Source organism: Streptomyces sp. NPDC058665, assembly GCF_042714995.1.
Classification (GTDB): Bacteria; Actinomycetota; Actinomycetes; order Streptomycetales; family Streptomycetaceae; genus Streptomyces.
Genome location: NZ_JBHXRX010000031.1, coordinates 81,113 through 99,031 on the forward strand (window position 1 = coordinate 81,113; position 17,919 = coordinate 99,031).

General features: G+C 71.2%; 14 protein-coding genes and 1 pseudogene. 4 read left to right on the forward strand and 11 right to left on the reverse strand.

Annotated features, from left to right (window positions below):
* Positions 1 to 41: 41 nt before the first annotated feature.
* From ACFWV8_RS21495 to ACFWV8_RS21530, 8 genes are read right to left on the reverse strand one after another with little or no spacing between them, the layout of a single operon-like run.
* Positions 42 to 992, reverse strand: a complete 951-nt coding sequence (locus ACFWV8_RS21495) for a dihydrodipicolinate synthase family protein (RefSeq protein ID WP_384204381.1) — start codon at positions 990 to 992, stop codon at positions 42 to 44.
* The gene (locus ACFWV8_RS21500) at positions 992 to 2,605 is read right to left on the reverse strand and encodes an FAD-dependent oxidoreductase (protein WP_384204383.1); all 1,614 of its coding nucleotides are present in this window, start codon (positions 2,603 to 2,605) and stop codon (positions 992 to 994) included. The genes ACFWV8_RS21495 and ACFWV8_RS21500 overlap by 1 nt, the downstream gene beginning before the upstream one ends.
* Complete coding sequence (locus tag ACFWV8_RS21505; RefSeq protein ID WP_384204386.1) at positions 2,602 to 4,902, reverse strand: trehalase family glycosidase; 2,301 nt, start codon at positions 4,900 to 4,902, stop codon at positions 2,602 to 2,604. The genes ACFWV8_RS21500 and ACFWV8_RS21505 overlap by 4 nt, the downstream gene beginning before the upstream one ends.
* Positions 4,899 to 5,735, reverse strand: coding sequence for an ATP-binding cassette domain-containing protein (locus ACFWV8_RS21510; RefSeq protein ID WP_384204389.1), 837 nt, complete (start codon positions 5,733 to 5,735; stop codon positions 4,899 to 4,901). Before ACFWV8_RS21510 ends, ACFWV8_RS21505 begins: the two co-directional genes overlap by 4 nt.
* On the reverse strand, positions 5,732 to 6,763 hold the full coding sequence (locus ACFWV8_RS21515) for an ABC transporter ATP-binding protein (protein ID WP_384204392.1): 1,032 nt from the start codon (positions 6,761 to 6,763) through the stop codon (positions 5,732 to 5,734). The genes ACFWV8_RS21510 and ACFWV8_RS21515 overlap by 4 nt, the downstream gene beginning before the upstream one ends.
* On the reverse strand, positions 6,760 to 8,307 hold the full coding sequence (locus ACFWV8_RS21520; protein ID WP_384204395.1) for an ABC transporter substrate-binding protein: 1,548 nt from the start codon (positions 8,305 to 8,307) through the stop codon (positions 6,760 to 6,762). Before ACFWV8_RS21520 ends, ACFWV8_RS21515 begins: the two co-directional genes overlap by 4 nt.
* A gap of 37 nt (positions 8,308 to 8,344) precedes the next feature.
* Positions 8,345 to 9,223, reverse strand: coding sequence for an ABC transporter permease (locus ACFWV8_RS21525; protein WP_384204398.1), 879 nt, complete (start codon positions 9,221 to 9,223; stop codon positions 8,345 to 8,347).
* Positions 9,223 to 10,140: an ABC transporter permease gene (locus ACFWV8_RS21530; RefSeq protein WP_384204424.1), complete on the reverse strand. Its 918-nt coding sequence runs from the start codon at positions 10,138 to 10,140 to the stop codon at positions 9,223 to 9,225. Before ACFWV8_RS21530 ends, ACFWV8_RS21525 begins: the two co-directional genes overlap by 1 nt.
* Before the next feature lie 341 nt (positions 10,141 to 10,481).
* Here ACFWV8_RS21530 and ACFWV8_RS21535 point away from each other — a divergent pair, with 341 nt between their 5' ends.
* From ACFWV8_RS21535 to ACFWV8_RS21545, 3 genes are all read left to right on the forward strand, one after another.
* Positions 10,482 to 11,384, forward strand: a complete 903-nt coding sequence (locus tag ACFWV8_RS21535) for a phytanoyl-CoA dioxygenase family protein (protein ID WP_384204400.1) — start codon at positions 10,482 to 10,484, stop codon at positions 11,382 to 11,384.
* Between the two features lie 4 nt (positions 11,385 to 11,388).
* Entirely contained in the window at positions 11,389 to 12,312 is a 924-nt protein-coding gene (locus ACFWV8_RS21540; RefSeq protein WP_384204403.1) for an AraC family transcriptional regulator, read from the forward strand.
* 125 nt (positions 12,313 to 12,437) lie between these two features.
* Entirely contained in the window at positions 12,438 to 12,893 is a 456-nt protein-coding gene (locus tag ACFWV8_RS21545; RefSeq protein WP_384204406.1) for a nuclear transport factor 2 family protein, read from the forward strand.
* 277 nt (positions 12,894 to 13,170) lie between these two features.
* Here ACFWV8_RS21545 and ACFWV8_RS21550 read toward each other — a convergent pair whose 3' ends face one another.
* The 3 genes from ACFWV8_RS21550 to ACFWV8_RS21560 form a co-directional block, all read right to left on the reverse strand.
* Entirely contained in the window at positions 13,171 to 13,581 is a 411-nt protein-coding gene (locus tag ACFWV8_RS21550) for an RNHCP domain-containing protein (protein ID WP_384204409.1), read from the reverse strand.
* 260 nt (positions 13,582 to 13,841) lie between these two features.
* Entirely contained in the window at positions 13,842 to 15,791 is a 1,950-nt protein-coding gene (locus tag ACFWV8_RS21555; protein ID WP_384204426.1) for an APC family permease, read from the reverse strand.
* Between the two features lie 528 nt (positions 15,792 to 16,319).
* The gene (locus tag ACFWV8_RS21560) at positions 16,320 to 16,748 is read right to left on the reverse strand and encodes a hypothetical protein (RefSeq protein ID WP_384204412.1); all 429 of its coding nucleotides are present in this window, start codon (positions 16,746 to 16,748) and stop codon (positions 16,320 to 16,322) included.
* Positions 16,749 to 17,059: 311 nt separating this feature from the next.
* Between ACFWV8_RS21560 and ACFWV8_RS21565 the strand changes: the two are divergent.
* A pseudogene (locus ACFWV8_RS21565) lies at positions 17,060 to 17,919 on the forward strand (hypothetical protein); the annotation flags it as partial.

Below are 17,919 nucleotides of genomic sequence, written 5' to 3' on the forward strand. Positions count from 1 at the left end.
GGAGCCGGCACGGACCGGATCGGGCGCGCGCCTTCGCGGGATCAGGCGCGTATGAGGTGCGCGTCGAGAGGAGCGAGCAGGTCGAGCAGCGCGCGGCGTTCGTCGTCGGAGCAGGGTGTGAAGGGCGCCGCGACATACGGCGGGCAGAGCCCTCGTGCGGCCAGGACCGCCTTCACCGCCGGCACACCGGGTCGTACGGTGTGCAGCGCCAGCACCTCGTCGATCACCCGCTGTGCGCGCCGCGCCTCGCCGTCCCGTCCCTCGCGGTGGGCCCGGAACAGCTCGACGGCCGCCCCGGGCGCCAGATTCGCCACTCCGGGGACGACACCGTCGGCCCCGAGGCGCAGCGCGTCGAGCGCCTGCCTCTCCGCGCCCTGGCTGACCCCGAAGTCGTCGCGACGGCGGGCCGCCGCGAGAGCGTGGCCGAAGAGCGCGAGATCTCCCGAGCTGTCCTTGATGCCCACGAGGTGGGCGAGCTCGGTCACTTGGTCGAGCAGGGCGGGGGTCAGCGGATTGCTGTAGCGGGGGGCGTTGTAGGCGACGACGGGCACGCCGAGACCGGCCATGGCCGCGTAGTGGGTGACGATCTCGTCGTGCCTGTGGTGGAAGTAGACCGGCGGGCTGAGCACCAGCGCGTCCGGGGCAGCGGGCAGGACGGCCTCCGCCCGCGCCAGCGCCTCGGCGGTGCCTGGGGCCGTGACGTTCACCAACACCGGCCCGCCGCCCGTCAGTTCGCGCCAGCGTTTGGCCACCCCGGCGGCGAAGTCCCCCAGTTGGGCCGTGGGCAGCAGCGGGCCCTCGCCGTTGCTGCCGAACAGCATGAGGCTCCGGGCGCCCGCCGCCGCCAGGGCGCCGAGCAGGGTGTCCGCCGCCGGGGCCGACGGGCGTCCCGGCCGGTCCATCGGTGTGACGAGCGGGACCATGACCCCGGCGAGCAAGGCGCGGCCGTCGGCCGGTCTCTCCACGTCGCCCCCTCTGTCCTGGCCGGCCATCAGTACCCCTTGACCTCGGGCCAGGCCAGTTCGACCCCGGCGCGCGTGAGTTCGTCCTGGAAGCGGCGCAGACACGCGCCGTCCTCGTACACCTGCTCGACATCAAGCCGGTTGTCGAGGCAGTACGCCGCGAGCGAGCCGGCGGCTTCGCCGATGTTCCACTCGACGGGGTGCAGCCGGTAACAGCCGTTGGTGATGTGGGTGGTTCCGATGTTCTTGCACACCGGCAGCAGGTTCCGCAGCCGCACGGGGAGCAGCGCGCCCAGGGGAATCTGGAAGGGGCTGCTGGCGATGTCGATGTATGTGTCGCCGCCGGTGGACGGATGCAGGTCGATCCGGTACATCCCGATGCCGATCGAGTCGTGATGACGCACCGCGCCGCGTTCGCCCCTGACGGCGAGCGACAGATCCTGTTCGACGATCCGGCGCCGGGCGACGATCCGGCGTGACTCACGGATGTACGGCGCCTTGGCCAGCCCGTCGGCCGTACCGAACACATCGCCGCGCAGCCGCAGACCGGGCCAGCCGGTGCCGCCGTCGGGGCGCGGCGCCTCGGTCTGGAGCCAGTAGAGCATGCTCATGCTCAGCTCACGGGCCCCGGCCAGATGACGGTCCCGCTCCTTGTCGTCCACCCCGATCAGCGGTCCCGGCAGGTAGTCGATCATGGGCCAGTTGACGATGGTGACATCGCTCGCGACGAAGCCGGGCCGGTACAGCTTGCGGGAGACCACCCGGCGGAACTCCCACAGCTCCTTGTCGCCCGCGTCCTTGCTCTGGTCGGCGACGACCGGCCCCGACTCGGCGTTCGGCGTGAAGCCGCGCCGCACGGTCCGAAGCGTCCTCGGGTCGGGCGCGCTCAGGCTCAGCAGCCGGTTCGGCCACTGCGGCGGGTGGTACGCGGCCCAGCCGTCGTAGCCGGCCGGCCGGTCCACCGTGTGGTCCTCGCCCGCCAGATGGTCGACCGCGAACACCCAGGAGAACGCCTGCATGTTGGCGGGCCCCGCCTCCTCGGGTGCGCTCGGCTCGCCCGTGTCCCGGCGCGACTCGAAGCCCGTCACATGCTCGGCGCCGGTCAGCGGCAGCAGGTCGCCGAGTTCGGTCGCGTCCAGGACGTACGGCGCGGACACCTCGACGCGCGTGCCGTCCGGGCCTTCGACGACCACGGACCGTACCCGGTCGCCGTCCACGGAGGCGGCCACCGGTCGGTGGCCGTACAGGATCCGCAGCCGGCTTGCGGCCACGTACGGCGCGACCATGGCGTCCAGCACGGCGGCGGCGACCCTCGGCTCGTGGCAGAGCGCGCTCACGCGCCCCTCGCCGGGGTTGAGATAGCGGCGCCGTCTGGCCTCGTCGGTGAGCGGATACCAGGTCCGGTAGTGATCGCGGATCGCCTCGCGCAGCGCGCGGTAGGTGCGGGTGGCGCCGAACTGCTCGATCCAGGCGTGCTCGTCGGGCGGCACACCCTGGCTGGTGAGCTGGCCGCCGATCCAGTCGGTCTCCTCCGTGAGCAGGACCGACCGTCCCCGGTCGAGGGCGGCCAGCGCGGCGGCCACGCCGCCGAGGCCCCCGCCGACGACAAGGATTTCGGTGGCTGCCGACGTGTCCGCGCTCATGTGCCGCTCCCCTCCCGGGCGTTGCCCGCGCTGTCGGCGTCACCGCCGGTGGCGGCCGGAGCCGCACGCCCGGCCGGCCCTCCGTCCGGGCCGAATGTGAAGCTCCGGGGTCCGCCCCGTACGTCCACCTGCACGGGCGGGCCCCCGCCCGGCGGAGTGACGAGCAGGTCGCCGTCGCCATCGGCGGTCCCGGTGACGCGGTCGGGGGTCAGCCGGTAGCCCCTTACGACCACGCCCGGTGCCAGGTCCAGCAGGAGCTTTCCGTCCAGAGCGACGGTGAGGCGGCCTGCCGCCCGGACGTCGAGACGGCCATCGCCGAGCGGCAGGCCGCACAGCTCGGCCGGTTCGCCCGGGTGGGCGAACCGCCAGCCGTCGGGACGCGCGTCAGCCAGTTCACCGAAGGCCAGATACGCCAACAGACCTCCCCAGGCCATCAGTCCGTCCGAGCGCTTCTGAAGACCCGTCAGATTCTCCCCGTCGACGGCCGGATAGTTCTCCCTGACATGGCCGTACTCGCGCCATTCGTCGAGAAACAGCCGCAGCAGGGCTCCCACCACCGGCCGGCTCAGCTCGGTCAACTCGTAGCGCCGCAGCCCCCGCACGGCGAGATACGCCATCGGTGCCCAGATCCGGCCGCGCCAGTAGGTCGCCGCGAAGCCGGGGTCGTTCCGGGCCACGCTGGGCAGCGGCCGTACGCCGCCCAGCGCTTCGGGGCGCAGCAGATCGGCGGCCACGGCCGCCGCGCGGCCGGCCTCCGGCAGCCCGCCCAGCAGCGCGTACAGCATCGTCGGCGAAACATGCGGGTCGTGCTCGCCCGCCGCCGTGAGATTGCGGTAGCCGCCGCGCTCGCCGTCCCACAGCAGTCGGCCGGCGACCTCCTTCGCCGCCGTGGCCTCGGTGCGCAGCCGGGCGGCCGTCGCGCGCTCCCCCAGGATGCCGGCGATGTCCGCCAGGGCCTCGGCGTCGGCGATGTGCAGAGCGTTCAATCCGACGTCGGCCAGGTCCATGGTGTGGGTCGCCGGGTCGTACAGCGACTCGTCGTACATCGGGGAATCGTCCAGGCCCGACTCCCGTTTGGCCCGGTCGAGGGTCGCTGACGCGGGGTCGCCCGCGACGGGGTCGGAGCCCCAGGCGAGCAGCCCGTGCGGCCCCCGGCGGGCCCGGGGCCACCAGTCGTGCCAGGCCAGCAGCGCCGGGAAGGTGTCTTCGAGCAGCGCGGTGTCGCGGGTCCCGGGCGACAGGCCGCCCGCCAAATAGGCCTGATACACCGTCAGCGCGCCGACGGGCGGCTGTGAACGGTCGTCGGTACGGCCCCTTTCGTCCGAGATCCGGTTCGGGATCATGCCGGCTGCGTCGGCGTACGGAAGGATCTGCCCGAACACGCCCCGCGCGTAGTCCCGGTCGACGGCGGAGGCCGCGAGACCGGTGAAGAACGTGTCCCAGGCGTGCAGGGCCCAGGTGCCGTAGAAGCCCTTGCGCTCGGCGCAGACGAAGTCCCGCGAGGTCAGGGTGAGGACGCGGTCGATGTCGGGGGCGTGGATGGTGTTCCAGGTGACGGCCCTGGTCAGGGCAGCGGCGGCATCGCCCAGCCAGCCGCCCGAGCGGAGCCGGGTGCGGTCGGTGGCGGCGCGGCGCGCCGCGAGTACGTCCCTGGTCTCCGCCGCCGTGCCGGGCGCGCGCTCCGGCGCGATCCGTACGTCCACGGTGACGGGACCGGGGTGGCTGCCGGTCTCGTCGTCGGGCTCGGCGGGCCGTGTGTCGAACGCCAGCACCAGCGCGTGCGCCGGGCCCTCGATCCTGTGGGCCGGCGACGAGGCGGAGACCGTCCAACGGAGGCCGCCCGCAAGGACGGTGGCGAGGAGGAAGGTGCCGGCAGACGCGGCTCCCGCCCGGTCCGGTCGGGGCGTACGGTCGTCGACGCCGTCCAGGCCCTCCACGGACAGTACGACGGCGCCCGTGCTCTCGGCGCGCGCGTGCAGGACCTCGCCGGGGCCGCCGGCGAACTCCAGCCGCAGCCGGTGGCCCGCCGCCCGTACGGTCACCTCGGCGTAGGTGCCGTCCACGGTGTGGTGCCCCAGCCGCTCAAGCCCGTCACGCCAGGTGAAGCCGTCCAGTACGGGGCCTCCGGGGCCAAGCACGCCGAACCGCGTCCGTGGTCCGGACGGCAGCACGCTCATACCGGTGTGCGTGCGGACGTCCCAGGTGTTCCAGCCGGTCGCCGCAGGAGCGACGGCGGCCCGCCTCTCGTCCGTACGCTCCTCGGCCGCACGGCTCTCCTTCGTACGACCCTCGCTCATACGACCGCCTTGTCGTCGGCGGTGCCGTCGTCCGGCACCGAGTCGTCCAGGTCCAGGGCCGCGTCCAACAGCGCCCGGGTGTACGCGTCACGCGGCGCGGTCAGCACCTCGCCCGTCGGGCCCTCCTCCACGATCACACCCCGGTGCATCACCGCGACCCGGTCGGCGATCTGGTGCACCACGCCCAGGTCGTGCGAGATGAACAGCATCGCGAGCCGGTGCCTGGCACGCAGATCGACGAGCAGCCGCAGGATCTGGGCCTGGACCGACACGTCCAGCGCCGACACCGCCTCGTCGCACACCAGCAGCCGGGGCCGTACCGCCAGCGCCCTGGCGATGCTCACCCGCTGGCACTGACCGCCCGACAGGTCCCCCGCCCGCCGCGACGCCACTTCCGGGTCGAGCCCCATTTCGGCGAGTAGCCGGTGCAGCGCCTCGGTACGGTCGCCCTTGGGCGCGGTGACCGGATGGGTGCTCCAGACCTCGGCGATCACCGAGGCGACCGTCATGTGCGGATTCAGCGACGAACGGGGATCCTGGAACACCATCTGCACCGCGCGCCGCAACTCGGGCGGTCTGCGTCCCGCGCGGCCGAGGGGCCGGCCGTCGAAGGTGAGCGTCCCCGCGCCGGGCCCGAGCAGTCCCGCCACGCACCTGGCGACGGTCGTCTTGCCGGAGCCCGACTCGCCGACCAGACCGAGTATCTCCTCCGGCGCCACCGACAGACTCACGCCGTCCACGGCGACCTGACCGCCCCGGCGGCCCCGTCCCCGCCCGCCGTAGCGCACGCGCAGACCGCGCACATCGAGCAGTGGGCCCTGGCTCCCGCTCACGACCCCACCACCTCCTCGGCGAAGTGGCAGGCGCTCCAGCGCCCCGGCGCCACCTCACGCACCGCCGGCACCTCCCCGCGGCACCGCTCGCGGGCTAGTGGGCAGCGCGGATGGAACGCGCAGCCGGCCGGCCGGTTCGCGGGTGTCGCCGGGGCACCAGGAAGCGGATCGGCCGGCGCGGTACGGGTCCTGACGGCGGGCACGCTGCGTACGAGGGCGGCGGTGTACGGGTGGGCGGGCCGGCGCAGTACGTCGCGGGTGGGCCCGCGCTCGCAGACCCGTCCCGCGTACATCACCACGACCCGCTCGGCGACATGCGACACCACCCGCAGGTCATGGCTGACCAGCAGCATCGACAGGCCTTCCGTCTCCTGGATGTTCGCGAGCAGCCGCAGGATCCGGGACTGCACGGTGACATCCAGCGCAGTGGTCGGCTCATCGGCGAGCAGCAGCGAGGGCTCTCCGGCCAACGCCAGTGCGATCATGGCGCGTTGGCGCAGCCCGCCGGAGAGTTCGTGCGGGTAGGCGCGCATCCGCCGCTTCGGCTCCGGCACCCCGGCCCGGTCAAGGAGTTCGACGACCCGGCGGTGCACCTCGGCGCGTGGCAGCCGGTCGCGGCGTGGGATCTCGCCGACCTGACGGCCGATCCGCTGGGTCGGGTTGAGCGCGGCCAGCGGGTCCTGGAAGATCATCGCGATCTCCCGGCCGCGTACCGTACGACGCCGTACCGGATCGGCCGCGATCAGGTCCTCGCCGTGCCACAGCAGCCGGCCCGCCAGGGTGGCGCCCTCGGGCGGCAGACCGAGGATCGCCTGGGCGGTCATCGTCTTTCCGCTGCCCGACTCGCCGATCAGCCCCACGGTCGTGGCGCGTGGCACGTCGAAGGACACACCGTCCACCACCCGCACCCGGGTGCCGCGCGGGCCTGGCAGTTCCACCACCAGGCCGTCGATCCGCAGAGGCGGCCCGTCGGGGGCGGGCGCCGGTTTCGTGATGCCGCGTTGACGGGCGGTGCCGGCGGAGGTCACGAGCCACCGCTCCGTACGGTGGCGAAGTCCGGCAGACCGCTGGCGTCGGGGACGAAGCCCTTCAGGTCGCTGTTCCAGGCGTACGCGATGCTCACCGACATCGGGTACATCCCCACGGCGTCCCGCCAGATGATCGCGCTCGCCTGTCCGTAGAGGTCGGTGCGCTTCTCCTTGTCGGCCGTCGCTCCCGCCGCCGCCAGCAGACCGTCCAACTCCTTGTTGCAGTAGCCGTTCCTGTTGGCCTCACAGGTGTAGAGGCGGCCGAGGTTGCTGGCCGCGTCGTAGCTGGGGGTGGCCAGCTGCTGGAAGTTGATGTCCCACTTGAGCGCGATCAGGTCCTCCGTGAAGGTGGCCTGCTCCTTCTCCAGCGGCTCCGCCAGTACACCGACCTCCTTCAGGTCCGAGACGACCGCCTGGATGAAGGGCCGGAACTCGGCGTTGGCGAACTGGAGGCGCAGCTTCTTCGAGAAGTCGAAGCCGGCGGTGGTGAGGGCCGCCTTGGCGGCTGTCGCGTCGTGGGCCACTGGCGGCTGCGGCACATGGCCGAGGACGACGCCGGTCACGGGTGCGTCGGCCGGCTTGCCGGTCTCGGGGTAGAGCTCGCTGATGATGGTGCTGAAGTCGACCGCCTGCCAGATCGCCTTGCGTACGTTGGCGTCCTTGAGCGCGGGCGTCGACGAGTTGAACCACATGGTGAACTCTGCGCTGCTCGGGACCGTCCGCACCGTCAGGTCCTTCTCGCTCTCCAGCGAGGCCAGTTGGTCGTCGGGGATGCCCCAGACGATGTCGACCTCGCCCGTGCGCAGCGCGGTCATGCGCGCCGACAGCTCCGGGATGTTCCGTACGGTGACCCGGCCCGGCGCGGGCTTCTCGCCCCGGAACTCCTTGTTGGGCACCAGGACCAGCGACTCGCCCGGGGTGAACCCGTCGACGGTGAACGGGCCCGAGCCCACTGGGTCGTTGAAGAAGGCGGTGTCGTCCTCGCCGACACCGGAGGGGATGACGTAGAAGGTGCCGAGCTTGCCGGGGACGGACGCGTCGGGCGCCGGGGTGCTGAGCACCACTTCGGTGGCCGAGGTCTTCTTCATCGTGGAGCCTGTGAAGTTGCCCGCGTTGGGGCCGTTCAGGCTGATCATCCGCTGGAAGGAGGCGACCACGTCGTCCGCGTCGAGCGGGGAGCCGTCGGAGAACGTCACCCCGTCGCGCAGCGTGAACGTCCAGGCCGTGACATCTCCGTTGGGCTTCCAGGAGGTGGCGAGGTCGCCCTTGAGTGTGCCGTCCGGGTCGGGTTTCACGAGTCTGCTGAAGATCTCCTGCCCGGCCAACTGCGTTCCCGTGGAGGCGCCTTGGGCACCGTGCGGGTCCAGGCTCTCGATCGGGTAGGTGCCGGCGGCCGTCACCTCGCCCGAGCCGCCGGAGCCGCCTGCGTTGTCGTCGTCGCCGCCCGATGTCGTCGTGCAGGCGGCGAGGAGCGCCGCGGTCGCCGTGGTGGTGACGGCGAGCCGAAGCAGCCGACTCCGGCCGTACTCACGCGTCTTGGTCATGGTGGTGCTCCTGTCTGCGAACGAGGGTCGGTCGGAGTCAGTCGGTGCGGCCACGCCGGTAGCGGGCGGTGAGCTGGTCACCGAGAACCCCGACGTTGATGATCAGGAGGGACAGGGCGATGCCGGGCAGGGTGGAGATCCACCACTGCGGGTCGAGGTGCTCCTTGCCGTTCGCGATGGTCTGCCCCCATGACACGGCGGAGGGAGGCAGACCGATACCGAGGAAGCTGAGCCCCGCCTCCGCCAGCACCACCAGGGCGAATTCGAGCGTGGCGAGGGCGACGATCGGCCCCGCGGTGAACGGGAGTACGTGCCGGGCGAGGATGGTCCGTCGCGGTACTCCCAGCACCCGGGCGGCGTCGACCCAGGGCCGTTCCCTGATGGAGAGCGCGACACCACGGGTGACACGGGCGAAGGTGATCCAGCCGGTCGCGGAAAGAGCGACGACCACCAGCAGCACGCTGCGTTCGAAGGCGCCCGCGATCACGATCGCCAGCAGGATCGCGGGAAAGGCCAGCAGGATGTCGAAGACCCGGGCCAGTACGGCGTCGACGCCGCCGCGGAAGTAGCCGGCGACGGCACCGAGGACGACCCCGAAGAGACAGGAGATCGCGACCGTGGACACACCGATGAGCACCGAGGTCCTCGCCCCGTAGACGATCTGGGCCAGCACGTCGCGGCCAAGTCCGTCCGTGCCGAACCAGGCCGTGCCTCCGGTGGACGTCTCGGAACCGGGAGAGAGCAGGCGGTCCTCCAGGGACGTGTGCACCGGGTCGTAATCGATCACCAGCGGTCCGAGAAGGGCGACAAGCAGATAGAAACCCACGACCAGATACGGGATACGGGAGAGCGGCCGACGGCGCGAGCGCGGCGGGGCCGTGAGCGGCTTCCCGGGAACGGCGGCGATGTCGGCCATCAGACGGCTCCGGTCCGGATGCGCGGATCCAGCTGGGCGATGAGCAGGTCGGCCAGCAGGTTGAATACGACGACGATGCCCGCGATCAGAAGGGTGACGCCCTGCACGACGGCGTAGTCGCGGTTGGCCACCGCGTCCACCACGAGCGATCCGAGGCCGGGCCAGGCGAAGACGTTCTCGACGATCACCGCGCCACCGACCAGGGCGCCGACCTGGACGCCCACCACGGTCACGACGGGGATCAGCGAGTTGCGCAGGGCGTGGCCGAGCAGCACCTGACGCTCCGTCAGCCCCTTGGCGCGGGCGGTCTGGACGTAGCCCTCGCGCATCGTCTCCACGACGCTGGTCCGGGTCAGTCTGGCGATGATCGCGATGAACGGGAACGAGAGGGTGACGGCCGGCAGCACCAGGTGCTGGGGCGTGCCCACCCCTGAACTGGGCAGCAGGCGCAGGCCGAGTGCGAAGACCAGCACGAGCATGATGCCGATCCAGAACGTGGGGAACGACTGGAGGGCGATGGTGAACGCCGAGACCACCCGGTCGAGCGGACCGCCCGGCCGTCCGCCCGCCAGCAGGCCGAGCGTCAGCCCCACGATCACCGCGATGGCGGTGGCCGTCAGCGTGAGGTCGATCGTGGCGGGGAGCCGGTCGAGGACCGCGTCCATGGCGGGCCTGCCGAGCCGGTGCGACTCACCGAAGTCGAGACGGGAGACATCGCCTAGGTAGCCGAGGTACTGGGCGCCGAGCGACCGGTCGAGTCCGAGCGTCGCGCGCAGCTGGTCGATCTGGCTCCGCTCGGCGTCGGGGCCGAGCAGCACCGTCGCGGGGTCGCCGGGCGCGGCGCGGACGATGAGGAAGATCAGCGAGGCGGCGCCCCATATGACGAAGACCCCGATGAGCAGCCGTTGCACGATCATGCGGAGCACGGACTCGGCCTCCCGCCGGGCGGGCGAGGGGCGGCGGGGCGGGTGATGTACCGCTGGGTGGACCGTCGACGCCGTTCGGGAGAGGCCATGAGCGCTCCCAACTAATACGTATTAGCAGTGCCGCAAAACGGTACTCGGACGGCGCGAAAAGCGTCAAGACTCGTGAACGGCCTTTGTCCTGCTTGTTTCTGACAGATGGTCTGATCATGGGGAGTGACAGGATTCGCCATCCTTACGCACGGGCGAGCCATGGCACGCGGGCGCGATATTCAGGAAAATCGGGAAGGAATGACTTTCCGGCGTTCCGGCGTTCCGGCGAGAAAGGGATTCGGATGACCGTCCGCACGATCCCGGAGAACACGGGAAGCACGCTGCCGTCGGCCTCTGCCGCCGGCGGCCTCGCTTCCCGCTTCGACCGGGACGGCTACGCCGTGCTGCCGGGCGTTCTGACGCCGGACGAGGTGACGGAGCTGCGGGCGGAGACCGTGCGGATCTGCCGCGGTGAACGGGGAGTCGTGGAGGGGGCGTTGCCCCCCGTCGCGGGCGAGAGCGACGACGACACCGTCCGCAGATTCCTGTGCGTGCACTATCCGCACAAGCTGTCGGCGCTCATGCTCGACACCATGCGCCATCCCGCCGTCGTCGGGCCGCTGACCGAAGTGATCGGGCCCGATGTCAAGTCGATGCAGTCGATGCTGTTCGTCAAGTCCGAGGGCAAGCCGGGCCAGGCGTGGCACCAGGACGAGATGTTCATCCCCACCCGGGACCGGTCGCTGACCGCCGCCTGGCTCGCCCTCGACGATGCCACCGTCGACAACGGGTGTCTGTGGGTCCTGCCGGGTTCGCACCGGCCGGGCGTCATCTACCCCAACCGCGAGCACGACGACGCGCGTTACGACTGCACGGTGGAGTCCTACGACTTTCCGTACGACGAGTCCGACGCCGTACCTGTCGAGATCGCCGCCGGGTCGGTACTGCTGTTCAACGGCTATCTGCTGCACAAGTCGCTGCCCAACACGGGCCGGCGGGGCTTCCGGCGGGCCCTGGTCAACCACTACATGAGCGCCGCGTCCCTGCTCCCCTGGGCGGCCCCCGAGGCCGAACAGCCCATGGCCCAGGCCGACTTCAGGGACATCGTGCTGGTCGCGGGCCGCGACCCGTACGCCTACAAGGGCACCGCCGGCATCCGTATGCCCCGGGTGCGGCGCGACCGGGCCGGGGGCTGTGACAGGTGAGGCCATGACGGACGGAGGGGAACCCGTCCCGCCCGTCCCGCCCCTCGCGCCCACGCTGATGGCGCGGCTCGGTCCTGCGGTCGCCGACTACCCGCCGGGGTCATCCTTCGGGCCGAGGGACGCGGGTTCGTACGAGTTCGTCTGGCTGCTGCACGGCAGTGCCCGCTGGGTCTGCGGCGATCTGACCGTGCCGCTGGCGCCGAGCGCGCTGCTGCTCGTACGGCCCGGCATGCGCGACACGTTCCACTGGGACACCCACCGGCCCACCCGGCACGCCTACACGCACTTCCGGCTGCGCCCCGGCGTACCGGGCGACGAGGCCCCCGACGACACCGGCTGGCCGATCGTCCGGGATCTGTCGGGGCGGGGCGACCCGATGGCCGCGCTCTGCCAGTACCTCCTGACACTCGGCGCGACACGCCCGCCGGCCTGGGAGCGGCACGCCGAGGAGACCCTGCGGCTGCTGCTCCTCACCTTCGTGCACGGCCCCGGCATCAGGGCCGGCGCACACACACTCTCCGAACCGCTGGTCGCCATGATGGGCGCGGTCCGCGCCCACTGGTCGGACGGCGTCGCCCGGCCGCTCGCCCTCGCGCGACTGGCGCGCGCCGCCGGGGTCTCGGAGAGCACGTTGTGCCGTATCTGCCGGCGACAGCTCGGCGTCAGCCCCGTGGAAGGGCTCGAACGGCTCCGGCTGGCGAGGGCCGAGCCGCTGCTGTGGCTGAGCAACCTCTCGCTGGGCGCCATAGCCGTGCAGTGCGGCTTCGCCGACGCGTACCACTTCTCGCGCCGGTTCCGCGCGGTCTACGGAATGGCCCCGAGCGCCTTCCGCGACGTCCCGCCCGAGTCGGCGCCGCCGTCCCCGCTCTCGAACGGCGCGCTGTCCGCGCTCCAGGCACTGGTGCCGCCCTCGCAGTCGAGTCAGTGAGGGGCCCAAGCATCTTGAGCCGATTACCTCAGAGGTAATCGACCTGTCTCCCTGCTCCCGGCAGGATCGAGGACATCGACGGGAACCCCCGCAGGGATCCCGACAGCAGCCGCGAGGAGAAGCCCATGTCCCACAACTCCCCTGCCGGCACGGTGAGTTCAGCCACGGCGAGTTCTCTTGGCGACGCGACGCGGGCCGTCGTACGGGAGTTCCTCACCGCGCGGGCGGCCGGAGACACCGAACGGCTCGTCGCGCTCTTCGCGGACGAGGTCGACTGGCTGCTCGCCGAGAACCCCGTGGTCCCGTGGATCCGCCCGCGGTCCACCGGCGCCGAATGCGCGGCCCAGTTCGGTGAGTTGATGGAGCACGTCGTGCCCGAGGACGCGCGTGCCACCGTCGACGCCCTCATGGTCGACGGCAAGGACGCGGTGCTGACCGGGCACTTGGCGGGGACCGTACGCGCGACGGGAAAGTCCTTCGAGGGACCGTTCGCGCTGCGCCTGACCGTCGAGGACGGCCGGATCATCCGCCATCACCTCTACGAGAACAGCCTGTCGATCGCCGAGGCCTGCACGGTGTGACGACGCGGCGCGGCATCGGGACGCCCGAGATCCGAGTCGGCGGCGGAGACATGGATGCTGGGCCGCTGCACCACAGCCCGGCCGGAGCCGGGCCGCCGGGATTCGAACCCGGGTCCCCTTTGGCAGAAAGAAGTATCCGTCGCCTTCGCACCGGGCGCCCCGATGCCGGCGCCCCCCGAGATCAGAACGGCGTGCGGCCTGATTTCACTCTGAGAAGTAGCCGCGGCCTGCGCACCGGGAGGTGCCGTGTATGAAGTTGTGGGTCGGAGAACGCCTGCTAGAGACCGCTCAACCGTTCGAAGGGGAACGGTGGTTGGGCCAGCGGGCGCACGGCGAGGCGGGTCAGCGGGAGTACGTTGTCGTCGCCCGCCGTGCGGTTGGCGTGTATCACCGCGCACCTCGTGCAGCGATGGACGAGAACCCACTCGCCGTCACCCCGCACGGAGATGGCGAGCGGTTCCATCCGCGCACCGCAGTCGGCCTGCCGGTCGCCGGGGGTGTCGTCGAGATGCCGGCTCCACAGGCAGTTCGGGCAGTGGTTGCGATGGTCGGTACCCATCGCGCTCATCGATACGTCGAGCCCGCACTGCAGACACCGGAAGGACTCGGCACGCGCCTCGCCGCGCGCCTGCCGTGAGGTGTTGCGGGATCCGGATCTTCTGTGACGCGACGTGTTGTCACGGGACATGCTGTGTACGACTCCTTGGATGACGCGGGAACGACGACGGGGTCTCATGTCCGTCTCGCGTCGAGGGAGCTCGTCTCGCCCGGCGACTGATAGGAATCAGCGCCGAGTTGAACCCACCTCGATCACGAGATCGGTTCCGTCCGCGTCGTACACATACACACACCGTCCTTGTCGCGTTCCAGCAGTACCCGACCATGAAAACCGCCGCCGGGACCTCGGGGCAACCGAATATCGGGCGGGCCAGGGGCCGCTGACACTCTTCAGACGTGAAAGGGCACCGAGGTGACGACGATCTTGCGCAGGGGACGCAGCGCCCGGCGCAGGCGCGGGGCGGTCCGGCCGTGCAGGGCGCTGTAGCGCCGTTGGCGCATGACGACCTCCGGGAGGATCACGGTCAGGGTGAGGTCGGGCCGCTGGTGGTGCAGGGCTTCGATGTAGTTCACCAGGGGCGCGATGACCGCACGGTACGGGGAGACGAGTTCCTGGAGGGGCAGATGGTCGCCCCACAACCGCCAGTGCTCGCGGAAGGTTTCGGCCTCCCGTACACCGGTGCTGACATGCACGACGAGCACCGGCTGCTCCAGCGAGGCGGCGTACGCGAGCGCGCGCATTCCGGCGCGGTCCAGCGTCTCGATCGGTACGAGGGAGAGATGCCGGACCTCCTCGGGCACCTCCTCGGTCTCCTCCGACTTCCCCGCCTCGTCCCCCGCCGCACGGAAGGCTTCCGGGTCCCGTACCTCGCGCCCGTCAGGCGAATCCGCCGGTTCGGACGGGTGAGACGGGTGGGACGAGTCGGCGGAGCCGGGCAGGTCGGGCGAGCCCTCGACGCCCTCGGCCGGCGCGGGTACGCGAGGCGCGATGGTCCTGCGCGGGATCTCGATCGCGTGCAGTTGGAGCCGTAGCGCCGCCGCCACGGTGTCGTAGTGGCGGCGGATGCGTGTCGTGACGAAGAGGAACAGCGCGACCGCCACGAGCGCGACCCAGGCGCCTTCGGTGAACTTGGTGATGCCCGCCGTGATGAGGACGATCGCGGAGAGAACCCCGCCGGTCGCGTTGAACACCAGGCTCTTGCGCCAGTGACGGTCCCTCAGACGCCACCAGTGGACCACCATTCCGGCCTGCGACAGGGAGAACGCGAGGAAGACGCCGACCGCGTACAGCGGGATGAGGGAGGCGGTGCGGCCGTCGAAGGCCACGTACACCAGCCCCGCCGCGACCGACAGCAGGATGATGCCGTTGCTGAAGGCGAGCCGGTCGCCCATCCGCGCGAAGAGGCGGGGCGCGTGGTCGTCGCGGGCCAGCAGGGACAGGACGCGCGGGAAGTCGTTGAACGCGGTGTTGGCCGCGAGGAGCAGCACGGCGGCGGTGGCGGCCTGCGTGTAGACGTATATCGGGCCCGAACCGTAGTTGCTGTGGGCGAGTTGGGACAGCACCGTCTCGCCGGAGCGGGGCAGGATCCCGTCGAAGTGGACGAGGGCGATGATGCCCGAGAACAGGGTGACGAGCAGCCCGATCATCCACGTCAGCGTCGTACGGGCGTTGCGCCACTCGACGGGCTTGAACGCGGGGACCGCGTTCGAGATCGCCTCGATGCCGGTCATCGCCGTCGCGCCGGACGCGAAGGCCCGCATCACGAGCAGGATGCCGAGCCCTTCGGTGGCGTTGACGGGCGGATGCGGCACCGGGTCGAAGCCCCGGCCGCCCGCGTCGGCGATACCGACGGCGACCAGCGCCACCATCGCGATCACGAAGGCGTAGGTCGGCGCTGCGAAGATGGCGCCGGCCTGCCGGATCCCGCGCAGGTTGCAGGCGAGAAGGACGGCGATGGCGGCGACGCCGATCAGTACGGAGGAGGCGGCAAGAGACGGCAGGGCGGAGGTGATCGCGGCGACACCGGCGGCGATGGACACCGCGACGGTCAGGATGTAGTCGGTCATCAGCCCGGCGGCGGCGACGAGTCCCGGAACGCGCCCCAGGTTGTCGCTCGCGACGATGTACGAGCCGCCGCCGTGGGGATAGGCGCGGATGGTCTGGCGGTACGAGAGCCCGATGGCCAGCATCAGGAAGACGATGGTGGCCGCGATGGGGATCGAGTAGCCGATGCCGGCGGTGCCGGCGAGGACGAGGACGGCGAGCATCGCCTCCGGCCCGTACGCGACGGAGGAGAGCGCGTCGGCGGACAGGACGGGCAGGGCGACCAGCTTGCGCATACGCTCGCGGGCGATGGCCGTGCTCGCCAGCGCGGGGCCCAGCAGCAGACGTCGTACCCGGTACAGGCCCCGAGGGCGGTCGACGGGGGCCGGAGGGCCCCCCTCCGCCGGGCGGGCGGGCGCCGGCCGGGCCTGCGGGGTGCCCAGCACGGTCGGGCCGAAGGGGGAGACCGGGACCACCCGGCCGAAGCGGGCGGGCGTGATCTGGGCCGGTGTGGGCAGAGCCCCCAGGTCCGGGTCCACCGGCAGCGCGCGCCGCCATACATCGGGGCCCGCCGACACCCGCCGCCACTCACGTCCCACACCGCGCAGCACATCCAACTGCTGCGCGTCGAGTGCCCGGAGGGGCGTGGTGCCAGGCACCGCCGCACTCCGCCTGCTCTTCGCGTTCGAGGTATCACCGTGAGTGCCCGACATGTGGCAAGTCTCGCGGAACGCCCCACTTCGGAGCGGGAGTGACTCCCGGAGGTTCCGAGCCGGAGTCGCGACGGGCGGCCAAGGCGTCGCCCACGCGCCGTCACCGACAGGTCAGGACCTGCCGCGGTGGATCCAGTGGGCCCGGCGCTGATGCCGAAGGGCCGGAGGAGTCGCGGAGGGCGACCGGTCCGACGGCTGTCCAGGCTGTGTGGGCTGCGCGGGCGCCTCGTGTCCGGGGCCGCGCTCGGCCGGGCGCTGAAGGGTGTCGAGAGCGTAGTCCGTGGTGGCGATGCAGTTCACGAGCTGTTCCTCGGTGAAGTCCTCCGACCCCGGCACATGAGGGACGAAGCCGATCAGGGCTCCCTCGTTGACGATCTCCGCGTCAAGTCCCGCCGCTCCGTCCATGTCCCAGAGCGCCTCGATCTTGTCGTCGAGGACGACCCGGATACCGAACTCGTAAACACCCGCGTGCACCATGTGCGCCATGACTCCGCGGTCACGAAGTTGCGTGGTCAGACGCTCGGCGCGATCCGCGTCCATACGGAGCACCTCTTCACCTACGACGTTCCTGGGCCCGAGCCACCCTCTGGGGGTCCCGAAGCCCTCGTCTTTCCCACCGTAACTCTCCCCGACGCGGCTCGCCGAACCTCCGATCCCCCTCGGCACCTCCACCGCCCCGCCCGTTCCCACGCCGCGAACGCCCGTATCGGGCAAGTGGACGGCCCGATCAGGGGGCCCCTTCTCCCAGTGGGTCCAGGAGTGGGCCCTGAGGCCCTGCGTCTGGGCCCGGGTCACTCCTTACCCTCCAGCCCCAACAAGTGAACCAGCGAAGGCTTGGACGAGGAGCTCGGATGAACGGGAATGATCATCGTCGCAGAGCGCACGCGTACGCCGAGACGGGTCAGGGCGGCGTCGAGTACGTGGCGATGATCGGCGTCGTCGCCGCGGTCGTCGCGGGGATCCTGGCGCTGACGGTCCCCGACGATACGGCCGTGGGTCTTCAGGACGCGGTGTGCCGGATCGTCAACGCGGGCGACGGCGGCGACGGCTGTGACTCCGGGGGCGGCGGGGGCGAGGACGGAGGTGGCGGCGGGGACGGCGAGATACCCGAGGGACCGCCAGGCGACCCGTTCCAGCCCGCGAAGTGCCTGCTCTCGCAGGATCAGACGAAAACCACCGTGGTCGTCCAGATCCTCTTCATCAAGATCAGCAGCTCCGAGCAGGTCAAACTCCAGCAGTGGTCGGACGGCACCGTCACCCTGGAGCGGATCACCGAGTCCGGAGGCGGCGTCACCGCGAGCATCTCGGCCGGGATTCCCGGTCTGAAGGACTGGGGCGGCAGCGCTTCGCTGAGCGGCAGTTACATGAAGGGCAGCGGCAGCGGCGGTCAGTGGCTGTTCAACGGCAACAGGACCGGCGACCCGCAGAAGGACCTGGAGCTGAATCTGGAGGACGCCAAGCAGTTCACCGAGTATCTGAAGGCACAGGACGAGTGCAACAGCAGGCCCGCGGGCCCCCGTTCCTCCGAACTGGGCGCGATCTGCGGCTACCACGCGAACAAGAAGAAGCCCGACCTGCCGCCCGAGAAGGCGCCGGACGTCGACATCACGAAGACCAGCACGGAGGCGGCGGGGAGCGTCAGTTTCGGCAAGTCCTTCACGAAGGGCAAGGGCGGGAAGGACAAGGACGGCAAGCCGACCGATCTCGGCAG

Excerpts from the sequence above, each read along its gene's own strand:
- ACFWV8_RS21525 (WP_384204398.1), bottom strand. The coding sequence starts at position 9,223 with ATGGCCGACATCGCCGCCGTTCCCGGGAAGCCGCTCACGGCCCCGCCG.
- ACFWV8_RS21555 (WP_384204426.1), bottom strand. The coding sequence starts at position 15,791 with ATGCGCAAGCTGGTCGCCCTGCCCGTCCTGTCCGCCGACGCGCTCTCC.
- ACFWV8_RS21560 (WP_384204412.1), bottom strand. The coding sequence starts at position 16,748 with ATGGACGCGGATCGCGCCGAGCGTCTGACCACGCAACTTCGTGACCGC.
- ACFWV8_RS21535 (WP_384204400.1), top strand. The coding sequence starts at position 10,482 with ATGACCGTCCGCACGATCCCGGAGAACACGGGAAGCACGCTGCCGTCG.
- ACFWV8_RS21505 (WP_384204386.1), bottom strand. The coding sequence starts at position 4,902 with ATGAGCGAGGGTCGTACGAAGGAGAGCCGTGCGGCCGAGGAGCGTACG.
- ACFWV8_RS21530 (WP_384204424.1), bottom strand. The coding sequence starts at position 10,140 with ATGATCGTGCAACGGCTGCTCATCGGGGTCTTCGTCATATGGGGCGCC.
- ACFWV8_RS21500 (WP_384204383.1), bottom strand. The coding sequence starts at position 2,605 with ATGAGCGCGGACACGTCGGCAGCCACCGAAATCCTTGTCGTCGGCGGG.
- ACFWV8_RS21520 (WP_384204395.1), bottom strand. The coding sequence starts at position 8,307 with ATGACCAAGACGCGTGAGTACGGCCGGAGTCGGCTGCTTCGGCTCGCC.
- ACFWV8_RS21550 (WP_384204409.1), bottom strand. The coding sequence starts at position 13,581 with ATGTCCCGTGACAACACGTCGCGTCACAGAAGATCCGGATCCCGCAAC.
- ACFWV8_RS21540 (WP_384204403.1), top strand. The coding sequence starts at position 11,389 with ATGACGGACGGAGGGGAACCCGTCCCGCCCGTCCCGCCCCTCGCGCCC.
- ACFWV8_RS21495 (WP_384204381.1), bottom strand. The coding sequence starts at position 992 with ATGGCCGGCCAGGACAGAGGGGGCGACGTGGAGAGACCGGCCGACGGC.
- ACFWV8_RS21545 (WP_384204406.1), top strand. The coding sequence starts at position 12,438 with ATGTCCCACAACTCCCCTGCCGGCACGGTGAGTTCAGCCACGGCGAGT.